The sequence below is a fragment of the Brevibacterium aurantiacum genome (assembly GCF_900169065.1).
Classification (GTDB): Bacteria; Actinomycetota; Actinomycetes; order Actinomycetales; family Brevibacteriaceae; genus Brevibacterium; species Brevibacterium aurantiacum.
On the sequence record NZ_FXZB01000015.1, the window covers coordinates 61,776 to 78,838 of the forward strand.

Below are 17,063 nucleotides of genomic sequence, written 5' to 3' on the forward strand. Positions count from 1 at the left end.
GTCATTCGACGAGCTGCAGCCCCCGGAAGCGGTTGAGAGCGGCCGCGATCTCCTGGGCTCGCGGTCGGGCGACATGTCCCGGATGGTCGCGGTTGCCGGTCAGGCCATCGACGCCCTGCGCATCGAGCATGTCGTCGATCTCGGCCAGCGCCTCGGTCAGTGAGGTCCGGTTGTCGAAGATCTCTGCCATGTACTCCAGCGCCTCGGCGATGCCCGCCGTCTGCTGCACATCGACGAGCTGAGACACGGCGCTGAGGTCGATGAATGCCTTGCCGAACTGGACCTGGCCGAGGCCCTTCGCCTTCGCTGACTTCGTCTTCGAGCTCGGGCGCAGTGCCTTTGCCGTCGGTATTCGGGGCCGAGGCGTTGCAAATGTGTCGCTGCTGCCACCGGCTGAGTCGGACTTGTCATCGCCTGAGCCGGCTGGGCTCGTACTCGCGAAATCTGCCGGGTTCACACCGACGAGCTCATGCGCCTTCTCGGTGACCTCCTGCGGTACGTAGGCGTCGAGGGCGATGACGTGGTCGGCGACTTCGAAGAACGCACTCGATCCACCGGCGACTAAGACCGTGGACACCCCTCGTTCGGAAAACAGCGGGCGGATGCGGTCGACGAACGGTGTGATGGGTTCGCGGTCGGCCGGGATCAGCGCACGCATGCGCTCATCGCGGATCATGAAGTTCGTCGCCGAGGTGTCTTCGTCGATGAGCAGTGAACGTGCACCGACCTCAACAGCCTCGACGAGGTTGGCCGCCTGCGAGGTCGAGCCGCTCGCATTCGTTGTGGTGAAGGATCCTGTGTCAGTGCCGGATGGGAGATTGTTGATGAAGGGCGAGATGTCGTCGCCGGTCACGGCGCGACCGTCCTCGGCCCGGATGGAGGTGGCGCTGGGTTCAGTGATGACCCATTCGCGTCCGTCGCCTGCGATGTGCGGGTAGACGCCGCGTTCGAGAGCACGCAGGATCGTCGACTTGCCGTGGTACCCGCCGCCGACGATGACGGTGACGCCATGCGGGATCGCCATGCCCGTGAGGCTGCGTCCGCTCGAGAGCGTGACGGTGTGTTCAAGTGAGGTGGGGCTGGTGAACGCCACAGCGTGAGAGTCCATGGGCAGATCCGAGTCTCCCGAACGCCTCGGCAGGATCGAATCGTTGCCGATGAACGCGAGGAGCCCTTCCTCGCCGAGGTGGTTCTGCAGTTCCAATTGATCCCGGTGGAGCTGGACGTGCTCGTGTAGGCCATCAGCGCGCAGATTGGAGTGAACGAACATGGCCTGAGCGAGCTCGGGCACATCGCGGGTGAGGATGTCGGCTGCCTGATGGCCCAGGATGCGCCGGCCGCGAGCAGGGAGATTGACGAGCAGGCGAGCTTCGAAGCCGTCATCGTCGATGACGACATTGGTGCGCTCAAGAACTTCTTGGCCCGGACGTCCGAGGATGATCGAGCGCCGGTCGTTGCGGTGCAGGAACGAATCACCGACGCGGAAGAGGAAGTCAGAGGCGGCGATGCGATCTGCCCGTTCGGTGGTGATGTCAGTGGGGAACCCCGCCTCGGCGCGGTTGATCCTGATTCGGACCTTCGACGGGGAAGCAAAGGGGTCGACCTGGACTCGATCGATGAACACGGTGACCGGCCCGAACTCGTAGCTGCCGCGGATCTGCTTGTAGTTTCCGTAGCTGCGGCCATCGAGGTTGTGCAGGGTGGATGCAAGATTCGATCGTGGGGAGTTCATCCGTGGAATGCTACTTGATAGAGGTCAACGCAGGCCAAGAGTCAGCCCGTGCTGGGTGCGTTCACCAGGGTCGGCTACACGCATGCCGCAGGGTCAGTCGCGTGCGCGTCCCAGGTAGAACTTGGCGGCGTTGTCCCAGAACACTGCGGTGAGCTCGTCGGGTGACAGGGTGTCTCGGATGATGTCGAAGTCTGCGTTCTCGAACGGTCGAGGTGCCCTGGTCGATGGCAGGTCGGTGCCCACCATGAGTGCCGAAGGATCGACGTCGACGATTGCTCGCATCGTGGTGGCCGGGTCGAGTTCGACACGACCGAAACCTGTGGCCTTCACCTTCACACCCCGTTCAACCAAGCGCAGAAGCGCAGGCAGTCCGTCGCGGTGCATGCCGAAATGGTCGATGCTCACCGAAGGCAGTCCGGCGATGCGCTCGCCCAGGTCGTCGTCGATGCTGCGGGAATCGATGTAGAGCTCAGAGTGCCATCCGGCGAGGTCATGGACCCGGCGCGCCATGTGTTCCATGTCGTCTAAGACCGCGGAGCCTCCTCGGGCGACGTTGAAGCGCAGCGCCTTGATTCCGTCGCGGTCGAGTTCGAGGATGCGTTCGTCGCAGGTATCGGTCGGAAGCTGGGTCACGCCGACGAAGTCGGGCCCAAGAGTGCTCAAGGCATCGACGAGGTAACACTGGTCGAAACCTTGGAATGATCCGGCGACGACGACTCCACCTGCGATGCCCAGGCCGCTGATGCGCATCAGGTAGTCCTCGACCGTGAACGGATCCGGCAGGTAGCCGTTGTTCTCAACCAGGGGATGTTTGGGATCGATGATGTGCAGGTGCGCGTCGAAGACCGGAGTCGGAGAATTCATGGCCCCAATTTACCCCCGTATCCGGCAAGCTACGTTCCATCTCAAAGGGTGGCCACTCGGTCGGCAAGAGTGAAACTCGAATGGCTGAGTCCCGGCCTGTGTCGGGGTGCCCTGCGACGAGATGGGGTGCATTGCCGTGAGAACTAAGGCTTAGTCCCACCTATCGGCACTGCGGGTAACGATCTCGACAATATGACCACAGGTCGGGACGCGAGAGAAGAAGGTGAGCGGACGCTCGGTATATTGTGAGGTGGTTCACAACAGGCCCTGAACAAATTGGCTTGAGCTTTTCGGCCCGAGCATCTGAAAGGACAACGATGTCCGGACGACCTTCCGAGGCGCCGCCTGCGAATCCGCTTCCGCAGACGAACGTCGACGAACTGATCGCGCAATACGATGAGGAACTTCCTCAGCGCACCCTGACCCGCAGGCTCGACCTCGGTGTGGGGATCGTGTGTTTCGTCGTGTCATTGTTCGTACTCAAACAGGTCTTCTTCCCGTTGGCCCAGGGCAACCAGTACTACCTCATGTGGTTCCTGGCATTCGTCCTACCGCTCGTCTTCATCTGCTATCGGCCAGGATTCGGACGCAAGACCGACGTCGCAGACCAAGCAGCGGAGGTTGCCGAGGCTGTCGATAGCACCGGCACGGTCGACAGCGCCACGACAGCTGGCAACCCCAAGACGGCCGGCCAAACCAAGGCGAAGCGTCGGTCGAACGACAACCCCTCGATCATCGATTGGGTCCTCGTCGCCCTCACGTTCCTCACCTGTGCCTACCCGGTGCTGCCCTTCTTCTCCGGCGGCTTCAACGAGTTCCTCAACCGGCAGGGTTCGCTGACCTCACTCGACGTCATGATGGGCGGAGTTCTCCTGCTCCTCGTTCTCGAGGCAACACGGCGAACCACGGGCCTGATCCTGCCGATCTTCTGCCTCGTCTTCTTCCTCTACAGCTACTACGGGGCCTATATTCCGGTCAGTTGGCCAGGCTCCCACGCCGGCCAGAACTTCGATCAGATCGTCAACGCCCTCTACAACGATGCCTCCGGCTTCTACGGCATCCCCCTCGACGTCGCTGCCACCTACATCGTCCTCTTCACGATCTACGGTGCGGTCCTCGACAAGACCGGGGCAGCCAGCTTCTTCATCGACCTCAGCTTCTCCCTATTCAAGAAATCGAAGGCCGCACCCGGGCGCACCGTCGCACTCTCCGGTTTCCTTCTGGGTACGGTCTCCGGCTCCGGCACAGCCACAGCGGTCTCACTGGGCGCCGTGACCTGGCCGGTGCTGAAGAAGGCCGGGTATCCGAAGGAGAACGCAGGCGGAATGCTCGCCGCCTCCGGCATCGGCGCGATCCTCTCACCCCCAACCCTCGGCGCCGCAGCCTTCATCATCGCGGAGCTGCTCAACGTCTCCTACGGTCTCGTCCTGCTCTGGGCAGTGGTCCCGACCCTCCTGTACTACCTGGGCATCTTCCTCGCCATCGAGATCGACTCCCGCAAGATCGAGGTCGACTACACGCCGCCCCCAGGCCTGCGCGCGTGGCCCATCCTCAAGAAGGGGTTCTACCACTTCATCTCATTGGGCATCATCGTCGTCTTCCTCTCCATGGGCATGGCACCCTTCAAAGCCGTCGTCTACGCCACCTTGGTCGGGATCGGCTTCGGCATCATCGAAATCGTGCTCTCCCGCCTCGGCGAGCCGAAGACCATCCTGGCCGCAATCTGGGACGTCTTCTACGGTGCTCTGTCATCGGGTATCCGTTCGGTCCTGCCGGTAACCAGCGTCTGTGCGGCCGCGGGCATCATCGTCTCAACGATCACGAAGACCGGCCTTGGCCAAGTCATCTCCGACATCCTCATCAAAGGTGCGCAGGCACTGTCGACAGACCCGACTGCGGTCCTCATCTTCACCTGCATCTTCGCTGCCGTTGCCGTGACCATCCTCGGCCTGGCAGTGCCTGTGACGGCCTCGTTCATCATCAGCTGGGTCATCGTCGGCCCGGCGCTGATCTCACTCGGTGTCCCCGAGGCCGCCGCCGCGATGTTCATCTTCTACTACGCGGTCCTGTCCGAGGTCTCACCCCCGACGGCTCTCGCGGCCGTCGCGTCCTCAGCGATCACCGGCGGTCGGGTCATCGCAACGATGTGGCAGGCCTGCAAGTACGCGATCCCCGCCTTCCTCGTCCCACTGGCCTTCACCTTCACCCCCGAAGGCGCCAGCCTCGTGGCCCAGGGCGGATTCATCGGCGCAGTGTGGACCGGGCTCGTCTCCGCGTTCGCCGTGGCCGCACTCGCCGCCGGTGCCGGTGGCTGGATCATCCGCCGTGCGGGCTGGCCCGAGCGCATCCTGTGCTTCATCGCCGCAGGAGCCCTGCTCTACCTCCAGCCCATGTCGATGATGATCGGGTTCTCCGCTCTCATCCTCGCCGTCATCGTCCACCTGCTGCTGCGTCGCAAACCGAAGACCACCTCGGCGACTACCAGCGATATCGGATCCACCGAAACACGCTCGACCGGATCTCCGGCCGAGTCCAACTGAGAAAGGGACGAAGTCCATGAAGCGAACAAGGATGTTCACAATCACGGCATCAGCCGTTGCCGCGGTGCTGGCGTTGAGCTCATGCGGCGGTAAGCAGGAAGCCAAACCGGCAGGCGAGGGAGGTGGCGACTGCACCGCGGCCTCAGGGCAGATTACGGTTGCCACAGGTAACTCGACGGGCGTGTACTACGTCCTCGGCGGCGGTCTGGCGCAGATCATCTCCGACAACACTGACCTCAAGGCCACCGCGGCCGAGACCGGTGCCTCCGTGCAGAACCTGCAGCAGCTGGCATCCGGGGACTACGACATCGCGTTCTCGCTCGCCGATACCGCAGCCGATGCCGTCAACGGAGATGCCGACTTCAAGCAGCCCGAGGATATCTCGGCCCTGACCCGCATCTACTCGAACTTCACACACGTGGTCGTGCGCAAGGACGCGGACATCAAGTCCGTCAAGGACTTCAAGGGCAAGACGATCTCCACCGGCTCACCGAAGTCGGGCACCGAGGTCATCGCCAACCGTCTCATCGAAACGGCTGGGCTCAAAGAAGGCGACGTGACCACCCAGCGCCTCGACCTGACCAAGACCGTCGACGGGATGAAGGACGGCACGATCGACGGCATGGTGTGGTCCGGCGGCCTTCCGACAGCCGGCGTCACCGACCTCTTCACCTCCAACGGCAAGGACGTCGAATTCCTCGACATCTCCAAGCTTGAGGACCCGATGAAGGAGATCAACCCGGTCTACGAGGTCGACGAGATCCCGGCCGACACATACAAGGGCGTCAAGGCCGTCAAGACCATCGCCACCCCCAACGTCCTCATGGTCCGCAATGACATGGACGAAGGCACCGCGTGTGCGCTGACGAAGCTGGTCTATGACAAGAAGGCCGATCTGGAGAAGGTCCACGCAGCGGCGAAGGACATCGAGCTCGACACCGCCGAGGCACCCGATCCGATCAAACTCCACCCAGGCTCGCAGAAAGCCCTGGACGAACTGAACAAGTAAGTAGGTCGGCTGACGCCACGCGGCGGGCTGTGCTGGAGGCTTCAGGCGGCCGCGCCGAGCCGAGCCGAGCCGAGCCGAGCCGCGCCGTTGAGCGTCAACCGAAAGGGATCGATCGAAGTTTCATAGCCCACGTTCAAAGCGGGGCTATGAAACTTCGATCGGTTAGTTGCTGCGTGTAGCCGCGGGCAGCCCGGGCGGGATCGTCGCAAACCGCGTGTGGCCGCGGGCGGGAGGCGCGCGACAGGGGCGATCGAGTGGACTGCGCGCGAATCAGACAGTCTGAGTCAGACTGATCGGGTTGCAATCAGCTCAGTCTGACTCAGTGTGGCGAACTCCGTGAGTTGGAGCGCTCTGCGTGCGAATACTCCACCGCAGCCCCGGCGCCCCCGCCCCCACGGAAGCGCCCCCGCGTTCACCCCTGCAGGAATGCCTTCGCAGCAGCACCGAGCGAGACGACATCCTCAATCGCGACCATTTCGCGCGCCGAGTGCATCGAGTACAGTGCCGGTCCCACATCGACGGTGGTCATGCCCAGGCGGGTCGCGGTCAGCGGGCCGATCGTCGACCCGCAGGGCATCGCATTGTTCGACACGAAGTTCTGGTACTCGACCCCGGCCGCCGCGCAGGCCTGTGACCAGGCCGCGGTGCCCACGGCATCCGTGGCATAGCGCTGCTGGGCGTTGAGCTTGAGCAGCGGACCACCGCCGAGGCGGGGGCGGACATGAGGGTCGTGGCGTTCCGGATAGTTCGGGTGGGCGGCATGCCCGGCATCCGAGGATACGCATATCGACGAGGCCAGTGCAGCCAGGTACTCGCTGCGCGTCGAGCCCGGGAACAGGGAGGCGATGATGCGTTCGGTGACGTCAGCGAGGAGCGGCCCGCAGGCACCGGAACGCGAGTTCGACCCGATCTCCTCATGATCGAATCCGGCGAAGAGCGCGATGGAATCCAAGGACGCAGCATCGACGTCGACCAGGGCATTGACTCCGGCGTGGACGGAGAGCAGGTTGTCCAACCTCGGCGCGGCGAAGAACTCTTCCTGGGCACCGAAGAGCCCTGGGGACTGGACGGGGATCGTGTAGACGTCGTGTCCCACGACCTGCTCAGGATCCACCTCGGCGGAGGCGGCGAGGATCTCGATGACATCGGCTTCGGCCAAATCTGCCAGGCCGATGATCGGAGTGGTGTGGCGCTGCTTGTCCAACGTCAGACCGTCATTGACCTGCCGGTCGAGGTGGATGGCCAGCTGCGGGATGCGCGCGATCGGCGGGGTCTGAGCGAGGATGACGGAGCCGTCGGCGAGACTGAGCTGCCCGGCCAGTGCCAGTTCCCGGTCGAGCCACGAATTGAGCAGCGGGCCGCCGTAGATCTCGACGCCGATCTGGCGGGTTCCCTCGGTGGTGAACTCATCGCCGGGCTTGAGTTTGAAGGCTGGGGAGTCCGTGTGAGAACCGAAAACGCGGAAGCCGGGAATCGTGGTGAGGCGTCCACCCGAGTTATCGGACTGTTCACTCGCGTCAGTCTCGGCGGCATCGGCTTTGCCTGCTGGAGTCCGCCATGCGATGATCGCACCGTCGCGAATGACATAGTGGCCCTGACCTGGCTCGAGAGACCAGACCTTGCGCTCATTGAGTCGGCAGAAACCTGCGGCCTCCAATCGTGCAGCCGCCGTCGCGGTGGCATGATAGGAGCTGGGAGAAGAACTGATGAAGTCTGTCAGATCGGCTGCGACCTGGGTTTTCGTACGTGATCTCACGGGCGATGTACTCATTTCCACAGCCTATCGTTTGCGGTAGCTTTGGCCACAAGGGCATTGGTTCTCGAATCCGCGTCGACACGGCGGCGGGGGAGGGGCCAGTGTCACAGGAGCCATCGACCGCTCGGACTTCGTCGTCCATCGCCCGAGTACCAGCGCCGAGAAGTAACGCAATGCAAGGAGTGTTCGAAGTGAACCAGTTCGTGACCGAATGGAACACCTGGAGGGATTCTAGGAACTCGGCACTGGCGACTCCCTTCGGCTGGCTCAGCGTGTCCGGTCTGCACTGGCTCGAAGAGACGACGACCTGGCCCGAGGCTCCCGGTACCTTCACCATTGATGACGATGGCTGGGTCAGCGTGGCCCTTGAACCCGGGACCAAAGCCGGTCCTGCTGCCGCGACCTTCGACCTCATGAGCAAGTCCGCCGAGGCGGGCCCGAACACCAATGATGCGTCTCCTTCCAGCTCGGCTTCGGTGCCGAGCGACACCACGGTCCTGCCGAAGATCCCAGAGATCTCAGGGCCGGAGGTGCGCGTGGAAGAGAACGGATTCAGCGCGAAGCTGCCCACCGGTGGGTCCCTCCAGTGGTTCACCGTCGGCAGTGTGCTCTACGAACTCATCGACCGTGCCGGCCGAATCGGGATCCGGGTGCGTGATTCCAAATCGCCGCTGCTGGGCAAGTTCTTCGAAGTTCCCGTCTTCGACCCGAACCCCAACTTCGTATTCCTCGCCAAGTTCACTCCCTTCGACAAGCCCGAAGTGCACACGATCAACACCGCGCAGGATGACCTGCAGGTCCAGACCCCTGCAGTCGGAACCGTGACCTTCACCAGCGAGGCAGGCGAGGTGACGCTCTTGGCCACAGGCAACCCGGCCAGCGGTCTGCAGCTGGACTTCCACGACTCCACGAACGGCGTCTCAACACCCGCGTGGAGAACCCTCGACCTGGGCATCCCGAACCATGACGGCTCACTGGTCGTCGACTTCAACCGGGCCGTGAACTACCCGTTCGCATTCACCGCCTTCGCCACCTGCCCGGCCCCGATCGAGGGCAACGTCGTTCCGTTCGACGTCACCGCGGGGGAGCGCACACCACCGTTCTACTTCTCTGAAGCCGGCATCAACGTGCCGTTCCTGTTCTATGTGTGGTGGGACGAGGAGAGCGCCAAGGTGACCCGGCCGTGGTATGACCGGTTCGGGCTCGACATCACGCTGCTCAACCCGAACCACGAACACAGCGCTCTGTCGCTGGTCGGCTTCGACGGTGTCGCCATGTCCGGAGCCGACGTCACCCCACTGTCCCGCAAGGCACGGTCGCGCCTGATCAAGGTCGCGACCGAGGCACTGACTTCTCGTATCCCGGTGATCGGCATCGGCGCCTATGCGGAGTTCGTCATCCGGGCGCAGCGTGAACTGCGCGAATCCGAAGGGTACGTCGACGGCATCGAGCAGGAGTACGCGGGCACGGACGGCAAGCTGCTCATCGTGATGAACAATGAGCTCGCGCCCCAGAACGCCGGCTTCGACGTCGTGCACACCGATGCCAGCGGACTCCTCTACATCGAGATGCCCTATGACATTCCGCTGGAGTCGAATTTCGCTGAGATCGAGGACTTCGAAGCCGCGATGGAGTCCGATGCCCCGATCAACAGTTGGGAAGAGTTCGACTTCCGCGTGGTCAGCCTCATCCGCCAGCACCGCTGAGGACTCGGCGGCACACGCACACGCCGAATGAGCCGAATGAGCCGAGAGCCCGAATCTCAGCAACCCGAAGGGCGCTGAGCAACCCCGCTAAAGGTTGCCCAGCGCCCTTCGGGTTGCCGGGATGAAGCCCGCCTACACGCTGCGCCTACACGCTGCGCCTTCGTGCCGATCTCACCAGATGGTGACGCGCTCTTCGGGGGCGAGGTACATGCCGTCGGATTCGGTGACCCCGTAGGTGTCGTGGAAGGCGGTCATATTCTTCACTACCTGGTTGCAGCGGAACTCCTCCGGAGCGTGCGGGTCGATGCTCAGCCGACGCACGCGCTCCTCGGTGCGCATCTTCGCCCGCCAGGCCTTGGCCCAGGCTTCGAAGAACGTCGCGGCCTCATCAGCTGACGGCATCCGTCCCAATTCCAACTCGAGGGCTTTCCAGCCGATGGACAGTCCGCCCAGGTCTCCGATGTTCTCACCCACGGTCAGCGCGCCGTTGACGTGCTGCGCTTCGTCCAGACCGGCGGGAACAAGTGCCTCGTACTGGGCGATGAGGGCGTTGGTGCGTTCCTCGAAGCGCTCCCGATCCTCGCCCGTCCACCAGTCGACGAGGTTGCCGTCGCCGTCATAGCGTGAGCCCTGATCGTCGAAGCCGTGCCCGATCTCGTGGCCGATGACCGCGCCGATGGCACCGAAGTTCGCCGCCACATCACCGGCGGCGTCGAAGAACGGTGGCTGCAGGATCGCGGCCGGGAAGACGATCTCGTTCATCACCGGGTGGTAGTAGGCGTTGACGGTCTGCGGCGTCATCAGCCATTCGGTGCGGTCGATCTCCTTGCCGATGCGCTTGATCTGACGCGCATGCTCGGCGCGGGCGCAGCGGCGGACGTTGCCGACCAGATCGGAGGAGTCGATCGCGGCCGGGTACTCGCGCCACACCTCGGGGTAGCCGACCTTCGGCGTGAACTTCGAGAGCTTGACCAGGGCCTTCTGCTTCGTCTCCTCACTCATCCAGTCGAGCTCGTTGATCGACTTGTCGTAGGCCTTGATGAGCATGTCGACGAGGTGGTCGATGGCGTCCTTGGCCTCCGGTGGGAACTCCTGGGCCACGTAGAGCTTGCCCACTGCCTCGCCGAGGAGGCCCTGCACCAGTCCGACACCGCGCTTCCAGCGCTCCCGCAGGGCAGGGGTGCCCGAGAGGGTGCGGGCGTTGAAGTCGAAGTTCTCCTCGACGATCTCATCGGTCAGCAGCGAGGCTGTCGCGGAGAGGACCGAGAAGCGCAGCCAGATCTTGATGGTCTCGATGTCGGTGCGCTCCCACTCCTCGGCCATGCCGGTGACGAAGGAGGGCTGGCCGATGACCAGGTAGGTCAGCTCGTCGTCGGCATCGGCGGTCAGGGTGGAGAACCAGGAGTCGAAGTCGAAGCCTGGACCCAGTTTGCGCAGCTCATCAAGGGTGACCTTGTTGTAGGTCTTCTCCGCGTCGCGGCAGGCGACCCGGTCCCAATGGTGGCGGGCCAGGGAGGTTTCGAACGCCATCACCTTGGCGGCCACCTCGGCGTCGGAGATGTTGCTCCTGGTGCCGATCCCACCGAGGGCGGACATCTTCTTCACGTGCTCGACGAACTTCACGCGCACCTCGGCGTGGTCGTCGTTGAAGTAGTAGTCCTCGTCGGGCAGGGAGATCCCGGCCTGGTCGAGGTAGAGGGCGTAGATGTCGGAGTCCTTCGCATCTGCGGTGACGTAGCCGCCGAGCACGCCGCCGATGCCTTCGACCTCGAGGCGGCCGAGGAGATTGGCCAGTTCGGACTTGTCCTCGGCAGCGTCGATGGCGGCGAAGGAGGAGTCCAGGGGAGTGACTCCGAGTGAGTTGATCTGGTCGAGATCCATGAACGAGGAGAACACGTCGGCGACCTTCTGGCCTTCGCTGCCCGGCTCCTGCGGGGCGTCGGAGACGGAGGTGATGATGTCGCGGACCTTGGTCTCTGCGGTGTCGAAGAGTTCGCGCATGGCGCCGTCGCCGGCACGGTCGTCGGGGATGGTGAACGTGTCGATCCATTCGCCGTTGATGTGGCGGAACAGATCGTCCTGAGGGCGCGCCGAGGCGTTCGATGTTTCAGAAGTCATGGTGCAACAGTATCGTGATCAGTAGACAGAATGGCCAGGTGTCACCGGTGCGGATTCGCTGGTGGCCCGCGACAGTTGTGGGTATCGGATCGAGCAGGAGAATCGTATGAAGATGGCATCCGTGGTGTTCGTGTGCACGGGCAATATCTGTCGTTCGGTCACGGCCGAGCGTGTGCTCCAGCATCATCTGGAGCTCAACGACGCCGAGGCTGTTGTTGACTCGGCCGGCATCAGTGATGAAGAGGCCGGCAACCCCATCGACCCCACCCAGGCGCGGGTGCTGGCCACGGCCGGCTACCGCACCGATGATCATGTCGCCCGGCAGATCACGTCCGAGTGGTTGTCCGAACGTGACGTGGCCATCGCGATGACCCGCAGGCATTACCGTGCCCTGCAGAACCTCATCGCAGAGCTCCCCGCCGAGGTGCGTCCGCGGTTGCGTATGCTGCGCGAATTCGATCCCCGGGTGACTCCAGGCGAGACCGGTGATGCCCCGGCGCCGGACGTTGAGGACCCGTGGGCAGGGGAATTGAAGAAATTCGAAGAAACTCTTGAGACAATTGAAATGTCCGTGCGGGGAATCACAGACTATCTGCACTCTTTGGCCGAGCAGACTCGGTGATACTGAAGGTAATTGTTGAAGGAGAAAACTGACATGACTCGAACCACGTGGTCCGCCCTCAAGCTCGGCTTCGCCGCCCTGCTCGTGGCTGCCTTGAGTGTCTTTGCTTTTGCCCCGGCCAGTGCTCACGACCAGCTCGTCTCCTCGAATCCCGAGGATGGATCGAAGGTCGACCAGCAGCCGGAATGGATTGAGATGGTCTTCTCCGGTGAGGTCCAGGAGGTCGGCTCAGAGGTCAAGGTCGTCATCGACGGCAAGAACGTTTCCGCTGGTGAGCTCGCCGTAGACGGCAAGAAGCTCACTGTGGCCCTGCCCGACAACCTCAAGCCCGGCGACTACAAGGTCACCTGGCGTGTGGTGTCCTCGGACGGTCACCCGATCTCCGGTGACTTCGACTTCACAATCGCTGACGCCGAGGGCGCTGGCGGTTCGGTCGAGCAGTCCTCGCAGGCCGGACTCGGCGGCGGCGTCGTCGACGAGCCCAGCAAGGACACCGAAGAGCGCGGCGAGATCGGCGAATCGACCGGAAGCGATTCCGGCATGTCGACCCCGATGATCGTGCTGCTCGCTGTTGGTGGCCTGGCCATCATCGTCATCGTCGTCCTCCTCATGCGCCGCAAGGCCCAGGGCCTGCCCGGCACCAAGAACGACGACTCGGGAGACGGTCCGAAGCGCGACTGAGTTTGTGACGTGATGCGTGCAGGGCACGTAATCCACAGAGCGGGGCCCCGGGAGTGATGAACTTCCGGGGCCCCGCTCTGTGCTGGTAGTGCGGCGTGGACGCGCTGGCCTGGCCGCGCGTGCGTCAGGCGGCTGTACGGTTGCCGCGCGCTCGGTCGGCGAGCAGGCCGATGAGCACCGCGACACACCCGATCGCTGAAATCGCGAGGGCCAGGAAGATGCCGTCCCCACTCGGGTGACCATCTGCACCCAGGTGCGCGGCGAGCACCGCCCCGGAGATCGCGCTGCCGAAGGAGCCGCCGACGGTGCGCAGCACCTGGTTGAAGCTGACCGCACTGCCCAATTCCTCAGTTGCCACGCTGCGGGCGATGAGGGCTGGCATCGCGGCATAGGTGGTGCCGACGCCCATCCCGACGACGAACATGCCGATCAGGATTTCCCAGAGTTCGGTGTGAGCGAAGAGCAGCAGCACCGATGACGCTGTGACCAGAGTCGCGCCCAGCGGCAGCAGAGTCGTCATCTGAATCCGCTTCGTCAGATGTCGCACAAGACGGTTGGCGAGGAAGCTGCCGACAGAGAACGGAAGCATCACGAAGCCGGCCCAGAACACCGGCAGGGAGACACCGTAGCCGGTCTCACTCGGCGCCTGCGCGATGATGCTGCCGATCGAGAGCACCATGTACATCACTGTGCCCAGCGTGATGGCCGTGAGGTTCGCGACGAGTGCGTCCGGGCTGCGGAGGACCCGAAGGTTGATGAGCGGATGCTTGACCCTCAGCTCCAGCAGGACCCAGATCGTGAGCAGGACGAGCGCGACCGCGAAGCAGCTCAGGGTCGCCGGGGTCGCCCACCCCCAGGTCTCTCCTTCGCTGACTCCGAGCAGCAGTGCCGCGAGTCCGAAGGCGAGCACTGTCGCACCGGGGACGTCGAAGCGGACACGCGGTGCCTGGGTGTCTGGTCCCGATGGGACGGCGACGATCACGACGATCATGGCTGTGGCGACGAAGAGCGCTGCGAACCAGAACGCGAACTGATAGTCCAGCGATCCCGCGATAAGTCCCGTCAGGGGATACCCGATGCCCATTCCCGTCGACACGGTCACCGACAAGCTGGCGATGCCGCGCGTGCTCTTCTCCACAGGCAGATACCGGCGGGCAAGTGCGATCGTCATGGGCACGATGCCGTAGCTCAGTCCCTGCAGCGCGCGCCCGATGAGGAAGACCGCAAAGTTGTTGGCAAGAGCGGCGACCACCGAACCGACCAGGATGATGGTGAGAGCGCCGACGAGGAGTCTCTTCTTATGCGGGCCATCGCTGAGGCGGCCCATCACCGGGGTGACGATCGCGCCGACGAGCAGGTTGATCGTGAGCATCCATTGTGCGGCGCTGATCGAGACATGGAATTCTGTCGAGATCGTCGGTACGAGGAGCATGCCCAGCGAGCTGACGACCGCCGTCGACAGTGCCGCATAGACGAGCGCGGGAAGCAGTCGACCGCCTGGTTGAGGCTCACTCATCCACGGACTCCTGCATGAGTTTGCGCAGCACGGGAACTGCCGCCGACAGTGTCGCACGCTCGGAGGCATCGAGATGTTCGACAAGCGCGTCGGCGAACCACCGAGTACCGGCCTCATGTTCGCTCTCGAGAGCGCTGCGCCCCGTCTCGGTGATTTGGACGCGGACCTTGCGACGGTCGACGTCGTCTCGTGCCCGGGTGACATAGGACAGCTCTTCCAGCTCGCGCAGTGCCACGGCGACCGCCTGCGGAGTGATCCGCTCTGCTACTGAGAGTTCGGATGCCGTGGCCGGTCCCCGTTCGTTCAGGTGAGTGAGGATGCCGGACTTCCCTCGGGAGGTCGTCCGTTCCGCGTAGAAGCGGCGGATGAGCGGACGGAGCGCGCTGCGGAACTCGGCAGCAAGGTTCGGATCGGGCATTACCTCATTGTACAAACAAATTGATCAATCTACTTGCCTATTCCGGAGTGAACGGTCACAGAGGCACGGGAAGCGCTAAGCCGCACGGACCAGCAACGTGACTACAACGGGACAGCACAGTCGGAATAGAACTACGTCGAGCCGCTGTTGTCCCTGGTAACTGATCTTTCTACTTTCTCGAACGAAGGACCGCATCGCTTTGTCCGTTCCACTGAATATTCTCGACCTCGTCCCCATCCGTGAAGGATCCACCGCCAGCGGAGCCATCGACACCTCGATGCAGGCCGCACGCCTGGCCGATGAACTCGGCTACAGCCGTCTGTGGTTCGCCGAGCACCACAACACCATGGGACTGGCCGCGAGTGCCACGGCGCTGCTGATCTCCCAAGCCGCGTCCGTGACCGAGAGGATCCGTGTGGGGTCAGGCGGAGTGATGCTGCCCAACCACGCTCCACTCATGGTTGCCGAGCAGTACGGAACACTGGCCAACATTCACGGCGATCGCATCGACCTTGGATTGGGCCGCGCGCCCGGCACCGATGGAATGACAGCGCAGGCGCTCAGCCGTTCCTCGGCCGAACCGCAGTCCTTTGCCCAGAACATCTATGACATGCAGGGCTGGTTCAGCTCCGAGGGCAAAGCCCATACAATGCCGATCGAATCCGCTGTCTCTGTCGGAACCGAGGTCCCCATCTGGGTGCTCGGCTCGACGACGAACGGTGCCGCGATCGCCGGTCAGCTGGGGCTGCCGTTCTCGCTGGCCTCACACTTCGCGCCCGACCAGATCGATGCAGCGATCCGCGTCTACCGCGAATCCTTCACCACCGAGGCTCCCACCGCACAGATCGACAAGCCCTACGTCATGGCTGGGGTCAATGTGCTGGTGGCCGAGACAGACGAAGAGGCCGAGCGCGAGTTCACGACAGTGAAGCAGATGTTCGCCGACATCGGCCGCGGCCGCCGCCGTCATCTCCAGCCGCCCGTCGATCCGAGTGAACTCGCCGGAGGCGGCGAGAGCCCGATGCTTCGAATCAGCGCGGTCGGCTCACCCGAGACGGCAACCCGTCAGTTGTCGGAGTTCGTCGAGCGCACCGGTGCCGACGAGCTCATCACCGTCACCTACTCCTATGAACCTGCAGCGGCCGAGCGTTCCCTCAAGCTGCTCGCTGACGCCTGGTTCTGAAGCGGTTCGAACTGGCGGTCTCAACCATCAGCGATCCTCCCGTCGGGCACCCTTCGGATTGTCGAGGGGTGCCTGTGCCAGGGGATGGAATTCCTCCAGGCTCGCCTGTTTCGCAATGTCGGCCATCGCTTTTTTGAAGGCTGGTGATGATGGCGGATTCAGTACTAGGTGGGGCAGTTGCGGGCGGAATGAGTCCATCAGCGGTTTGAGCGGACCAGAGAGCATTGAAGCTACAACGCTGCGCTCGAACTCGATGGAGTCCGACATAAGAAACCGAACGAAGTCTGATCCGTTCTCGTAGCCATTTCGGTGGGCAAGGGGATCGAGGAGTGCACGCAGCCGGTCAAAGTCGACCTTGCCGAATGTAGTGTCTCCGAACGCGTCGGCGACTAGCGAGAGATCTTCGTGAGAGTCAATGAGATCTGCGATCGTTCTCTCTATCGTTGTGCACGGCAGGCCCTCAACTATGGTGATGTCGTCGCTGGTGATCGCGCGTCGCCGGAGACGAACGTCTTCCCTCCTCGTTCGCTTTCGCGAAGTCGACACGAATTCAAGCTTGTCGGGAATGAGCTGTCCGATGCCCCACAGTTCTGCGGCAGGCCGATGAGTGACTGTGAATCCTGCTGGATCGTCCTCCATGCGTTCGAACGCGAAGCGATGGGGGTCAAGTGACAGCCAGGCCGCTTTAAGTGCTGAATTTTTCCCGAACGCACCCTCGGCGGTGGCGTACACACCATGAGCGAGGCGCTCAATCACACCCTGACCGGCGAGACGACTGAGCGTCAGTCTGGACACGCCCCGACGCAGGGCCTGCTGTGTTGTCAGCATGCCACCTTGCTCGGACGCGAGATCCAGCGCTACAGTTACCATCTTGGACATACACCAATTGTATCTCATATAGATACTTTCGGTGCATAT

At 63.2% G+C, this 17,063-nt stretch carries 13 protein-coding genes; 6 read left to right on the forward strand and 7 right to left on the reverse strand.

What is annotated here, in order from left to right; all coding sequences use genetic code 11:
- Position 1 precedes the first annotated feature (1 nt).
- Together BAUR9175_RS11580 and BAUR9175_RS11585 are read right to left on the reverse strand one after the other, a co-directional pair.
- Positions 2 to 1,732: an ABC-ATPase domain-containing protein gene (locus BAUR9175_RS11580; RefSeq protein WP_101583831.1), complete on the reverse strand. Its 1,731-nt coding sequence runs from the start codon at positions 1,730 to 1,732 to the stop codon at positions 2 to 4.
- Between the two features lie 93 nt (positions 1,733 to 1,825).
- The gene (locus BAUR9175_RS11585; protein WP_101557125.1) at positions 1,826 to 2,596 is read right to left on the reverse strand and encodes an amidohydrolase family protein; all 771 of its coding nucleotides are present in this window, start codon (positions 2,594 to 2,596) and stop codon (positions 1,826 to 1,828) included.
- Positions 2,597 to 2,913: 317 nt separating this feature from the next.
- Here BAUR9175_RS11585 and BAUR9175_RS11590 point away from each other — a divergent pair, with 317 nt between their 5' ends.
- Both BAUR9175_RS11590 and BAUR9175_RS11595 read left to right on the forward strand, forming a co-directional pair.
- A complete protein-coding gene (locus BAUR9175_RS11590) occupies positions 2,914 to 5,136 on the forward strand; it encodes a TRAP transporter permease (protein WP_257944323.1) in 2,223 nt (740 codons plus the stop codon).
- A gap of 31 nt (positions 5,137 to 5,167) precedes the next feature.
- Complete coding sequence (locus BAUR9175_RS11595; protein WP_101583834.1) at positions 5,168 to 6,145, forward strand: TAXI family TRAP transporter solute-binding subunit; 978 nt, start codon at positions 5,168 to 5,170, stop codon at positions 6,143 to 6,145.
- 412 nt (positions 6,146 to 6,557) lie between these two features.
- Here the strand turns inward: BAUR9175_RS11595 and BAUR9175_RS11600 are convergent, their stop codons facing one another.
- A complete protein-coding gene (locus BAUR9175_RS11600; RefSeq protein WP_180959239.1) occupies positions 6,558 to 7,916 on the reverse strand; it encodes a M18 family aminopeptidase in 1,359 nt (452 codons plus the stop codon).
- A 176-nt stretch (positions 7,917 to 8,092) separates the two neighbouring features.
- Here BAUR9175_RS11600 and BAUR9175_RS11605 point away from each other — a divergent pair, with 176 nt between their 5' ends.
- Positions 8,093 to 9,607, forward strand: coding sequence for a DUF1684 domain-containing protein (locus BAUR9175_RS11605; RefSeq protein WP_257944324.1), 1,515 nt, complete (start codon positions 8,093 to 8,095; stop codon positions 9,605 to 9,607).
- A gap of 171 nt (positions 9,608 to 9,778) precedes the next feature.
- Here the strand turns inward: BAUR9175_RS11605 and BAUR9175_RS11610 are convergent, their stop codons facing one another.
- The gene (locus tag BAUR9175_RS11610; protein WP_101583839.1) at positions 9,779 to 11,725 is read right to left on the reverse strand and encodes a M13 family metallopeptidase; all 1,947 of its coding nucleotides are present in this window, start codon (positions 11,723 to 11,725) and stop codon (positions 9,779 to 9,781) included.
- Positions 11,726 to 11,831: 106 nt separating this feature from the next.
- Here BAUR9175_RS11610 and BAUR9175_RS11615 point away from each other — a divergent pair, with 106 nt between their 5' ends.
- Together BAUR9175_RS11615 and BAUR9175_RS11620 are read left to right on the forward strand one after the other, a co-directional pair.
- A complete protein-coding gene (locus BAUR9175_RS11615) occupies positions 11,832 to 12,347 on the forward strand; it encodes a low molecular weight protein-tyrosine-phosphatase (protein WP_101583841.1) in 516 nt (171 codons plus the stop codon).
- Between the two features lie 33 nt (positions 12,348 to 12,380).
- Positions 12,381 to 13,028, forward strand: coding sequence for a copper resistance CopC family protein (locus tag BAUR9175_RS11620; RefSeq protein WP_009884605.1), 648 nt, complete (start codon positions 12,381 to 12,383; stop codon positions 13,026 to 13,028).
- A 124-nt stretch (positions 13,029 to 13,152) separates the two neighbouring features.
- Here BAUR9175_RS11620 and BAUR9175_RS11625 read toward each other — a convergent pair whose 3' ends face one another.
- Both BAUR9175_RS11625 and BAUR9175_RS11630 read right to left on the reverse strand, forming a co-directional pair.
- Complete coding sequence (locus BAUR9175_RS11625; RefSeq protein ID WP_096146958.1) at positions 13,153 to 14,544, reverse strand: MFS transporter; 1,392 nt, start codon at positions 14,542 to 14,544, stop codon at positions 13,153 to 13,155.
- A complete protein-coding gene (locus BAUR9175_RS11630; RefSeq protein WP_009884603.1) occupies positions 14,537 to 14,962 on the reverse strand; it encodes a MarR family winged helix-turn-helix transcriptional regulator in 426 nt (141 codons plus the stop codon). Before BAUR9175_RS11630 ends, BAUR9175_RS11625 begins: the two co-directional genes overlap by 8 nt.
- A gap of 199 nt (positions 14,963 to 15,161) precedes the next feature.
- Here BAUR9175_RS11630 and BAUR9175_RS11635 point away from each other — a divergent pair, with 199 nt between their 5' ends.
- Positions 15,162 to 16,145: an LLM class flavin-dependent oxidoreductase gene (locus tag BAUR9175_RS11635; RefSeq protein ID WP_101583842.1), complete on the forward strand. Its 984-nt coding sequence runs from the start codon at positions 15,162 to 15,164 to the stop codon at positions 16,143 to 16,145.
- 27 nt (positions 16,146 to 16,172) lie between these two features.
- Here BAUR9175_RS11635 and BAUR9175_RS11640 read toward each other — a convergent pair whose 3' ends face one another.
- Entirely contained in the window at positions 16,173 to 17,024 is an 852-nt protein-coding gene (locus BAUR9175_RS11640; protein WP_164514358.1) for a type IV toxin-antitoxin system AbiEi family antitoxin domain-containing protein, read from the reverse strand.
- Positions 17,025 to 17,063: the final 39 nt, after the last annotated feature.

Coding starts and splice junctions, on each gene's coding strand:
- BAUR9175_RS11580 (WP_101583831.1), bottom strand. CDS start 1,732: ATGAACTCCCCACGATCGAATCTTGCATCCACCCTGCACAACCTCGAT.
- BAUR9175_RS11585 (WP_101557125.1), bottom strand. CDS start 2,596: ATGAATTCTCCGACTCCGGTCTTCGACGCGCACCTGCACATCATCGAT.
- BAUR9175_RS11590 (WP_257944323.1), top strand. CDS start 2,914: ATGTCCGGACGACCTTCCGAGGCGCCGCCTGCGAATCCGCTTCCGCAG.
- BAUR9175_RS11595 (WP_101583834.1), top strand. CDS start 5,168: ATGTTCACAATCACGGCATCAGCCGTTGCCGCGGTGCTGGCGTTGAGC.
- BAUR9175_RS11600 (WP_180959239.1), bottom strand. CDS start 7,916: ATGAGTACATCGCCCGTGAGATCACGTACGAAAACCCAGGTCGCAGCC.
- BAUR9175_RS11610 (WP_101583839.1), bottom strand. CDS start 11,725: ATGACTTCTGAAACATCGAACGCCTCGGCGCGCCCTCAGGACGATCTG.
- BAUR9175_RS11615 (WP_101583841.1), top strand. CDS start 11,832: ATGAAGATGGCATCCGTGGTGTTCGTGTGCACGGGCAATATCTGTCGT.
- BAUR9175_RS11620 (WP_009884605.1), top strand. CDS start 12,381: ATGACTCGAACCACGTGGTCCGCCCTCAAGCTCGGCTTCGCCGCCCTG.
- BAUR9175_RS11625 (WP_096146958.1), bottom strand. CDS start 14,544: ATGAGTGAGCCTCAACCAGGCGGTCGACTGCTTCCCGCGCTCGTCTAT.
- BAUR9175_RS11630 (WP_009884603.1), bottom strand. CDS start 14,962: ATGCCCGATCCGAACCTTGCTGCCGAGTTCCGCAGCGCGCTCCGTCCG.
- BAUR9175_RS11640 (WP_164514358.1), bottom strand. CDS start 17,024: ATGTCCAAGATGGTAACTGTAGCGCTGGATCTCGCGTCCGAGCAAGGT.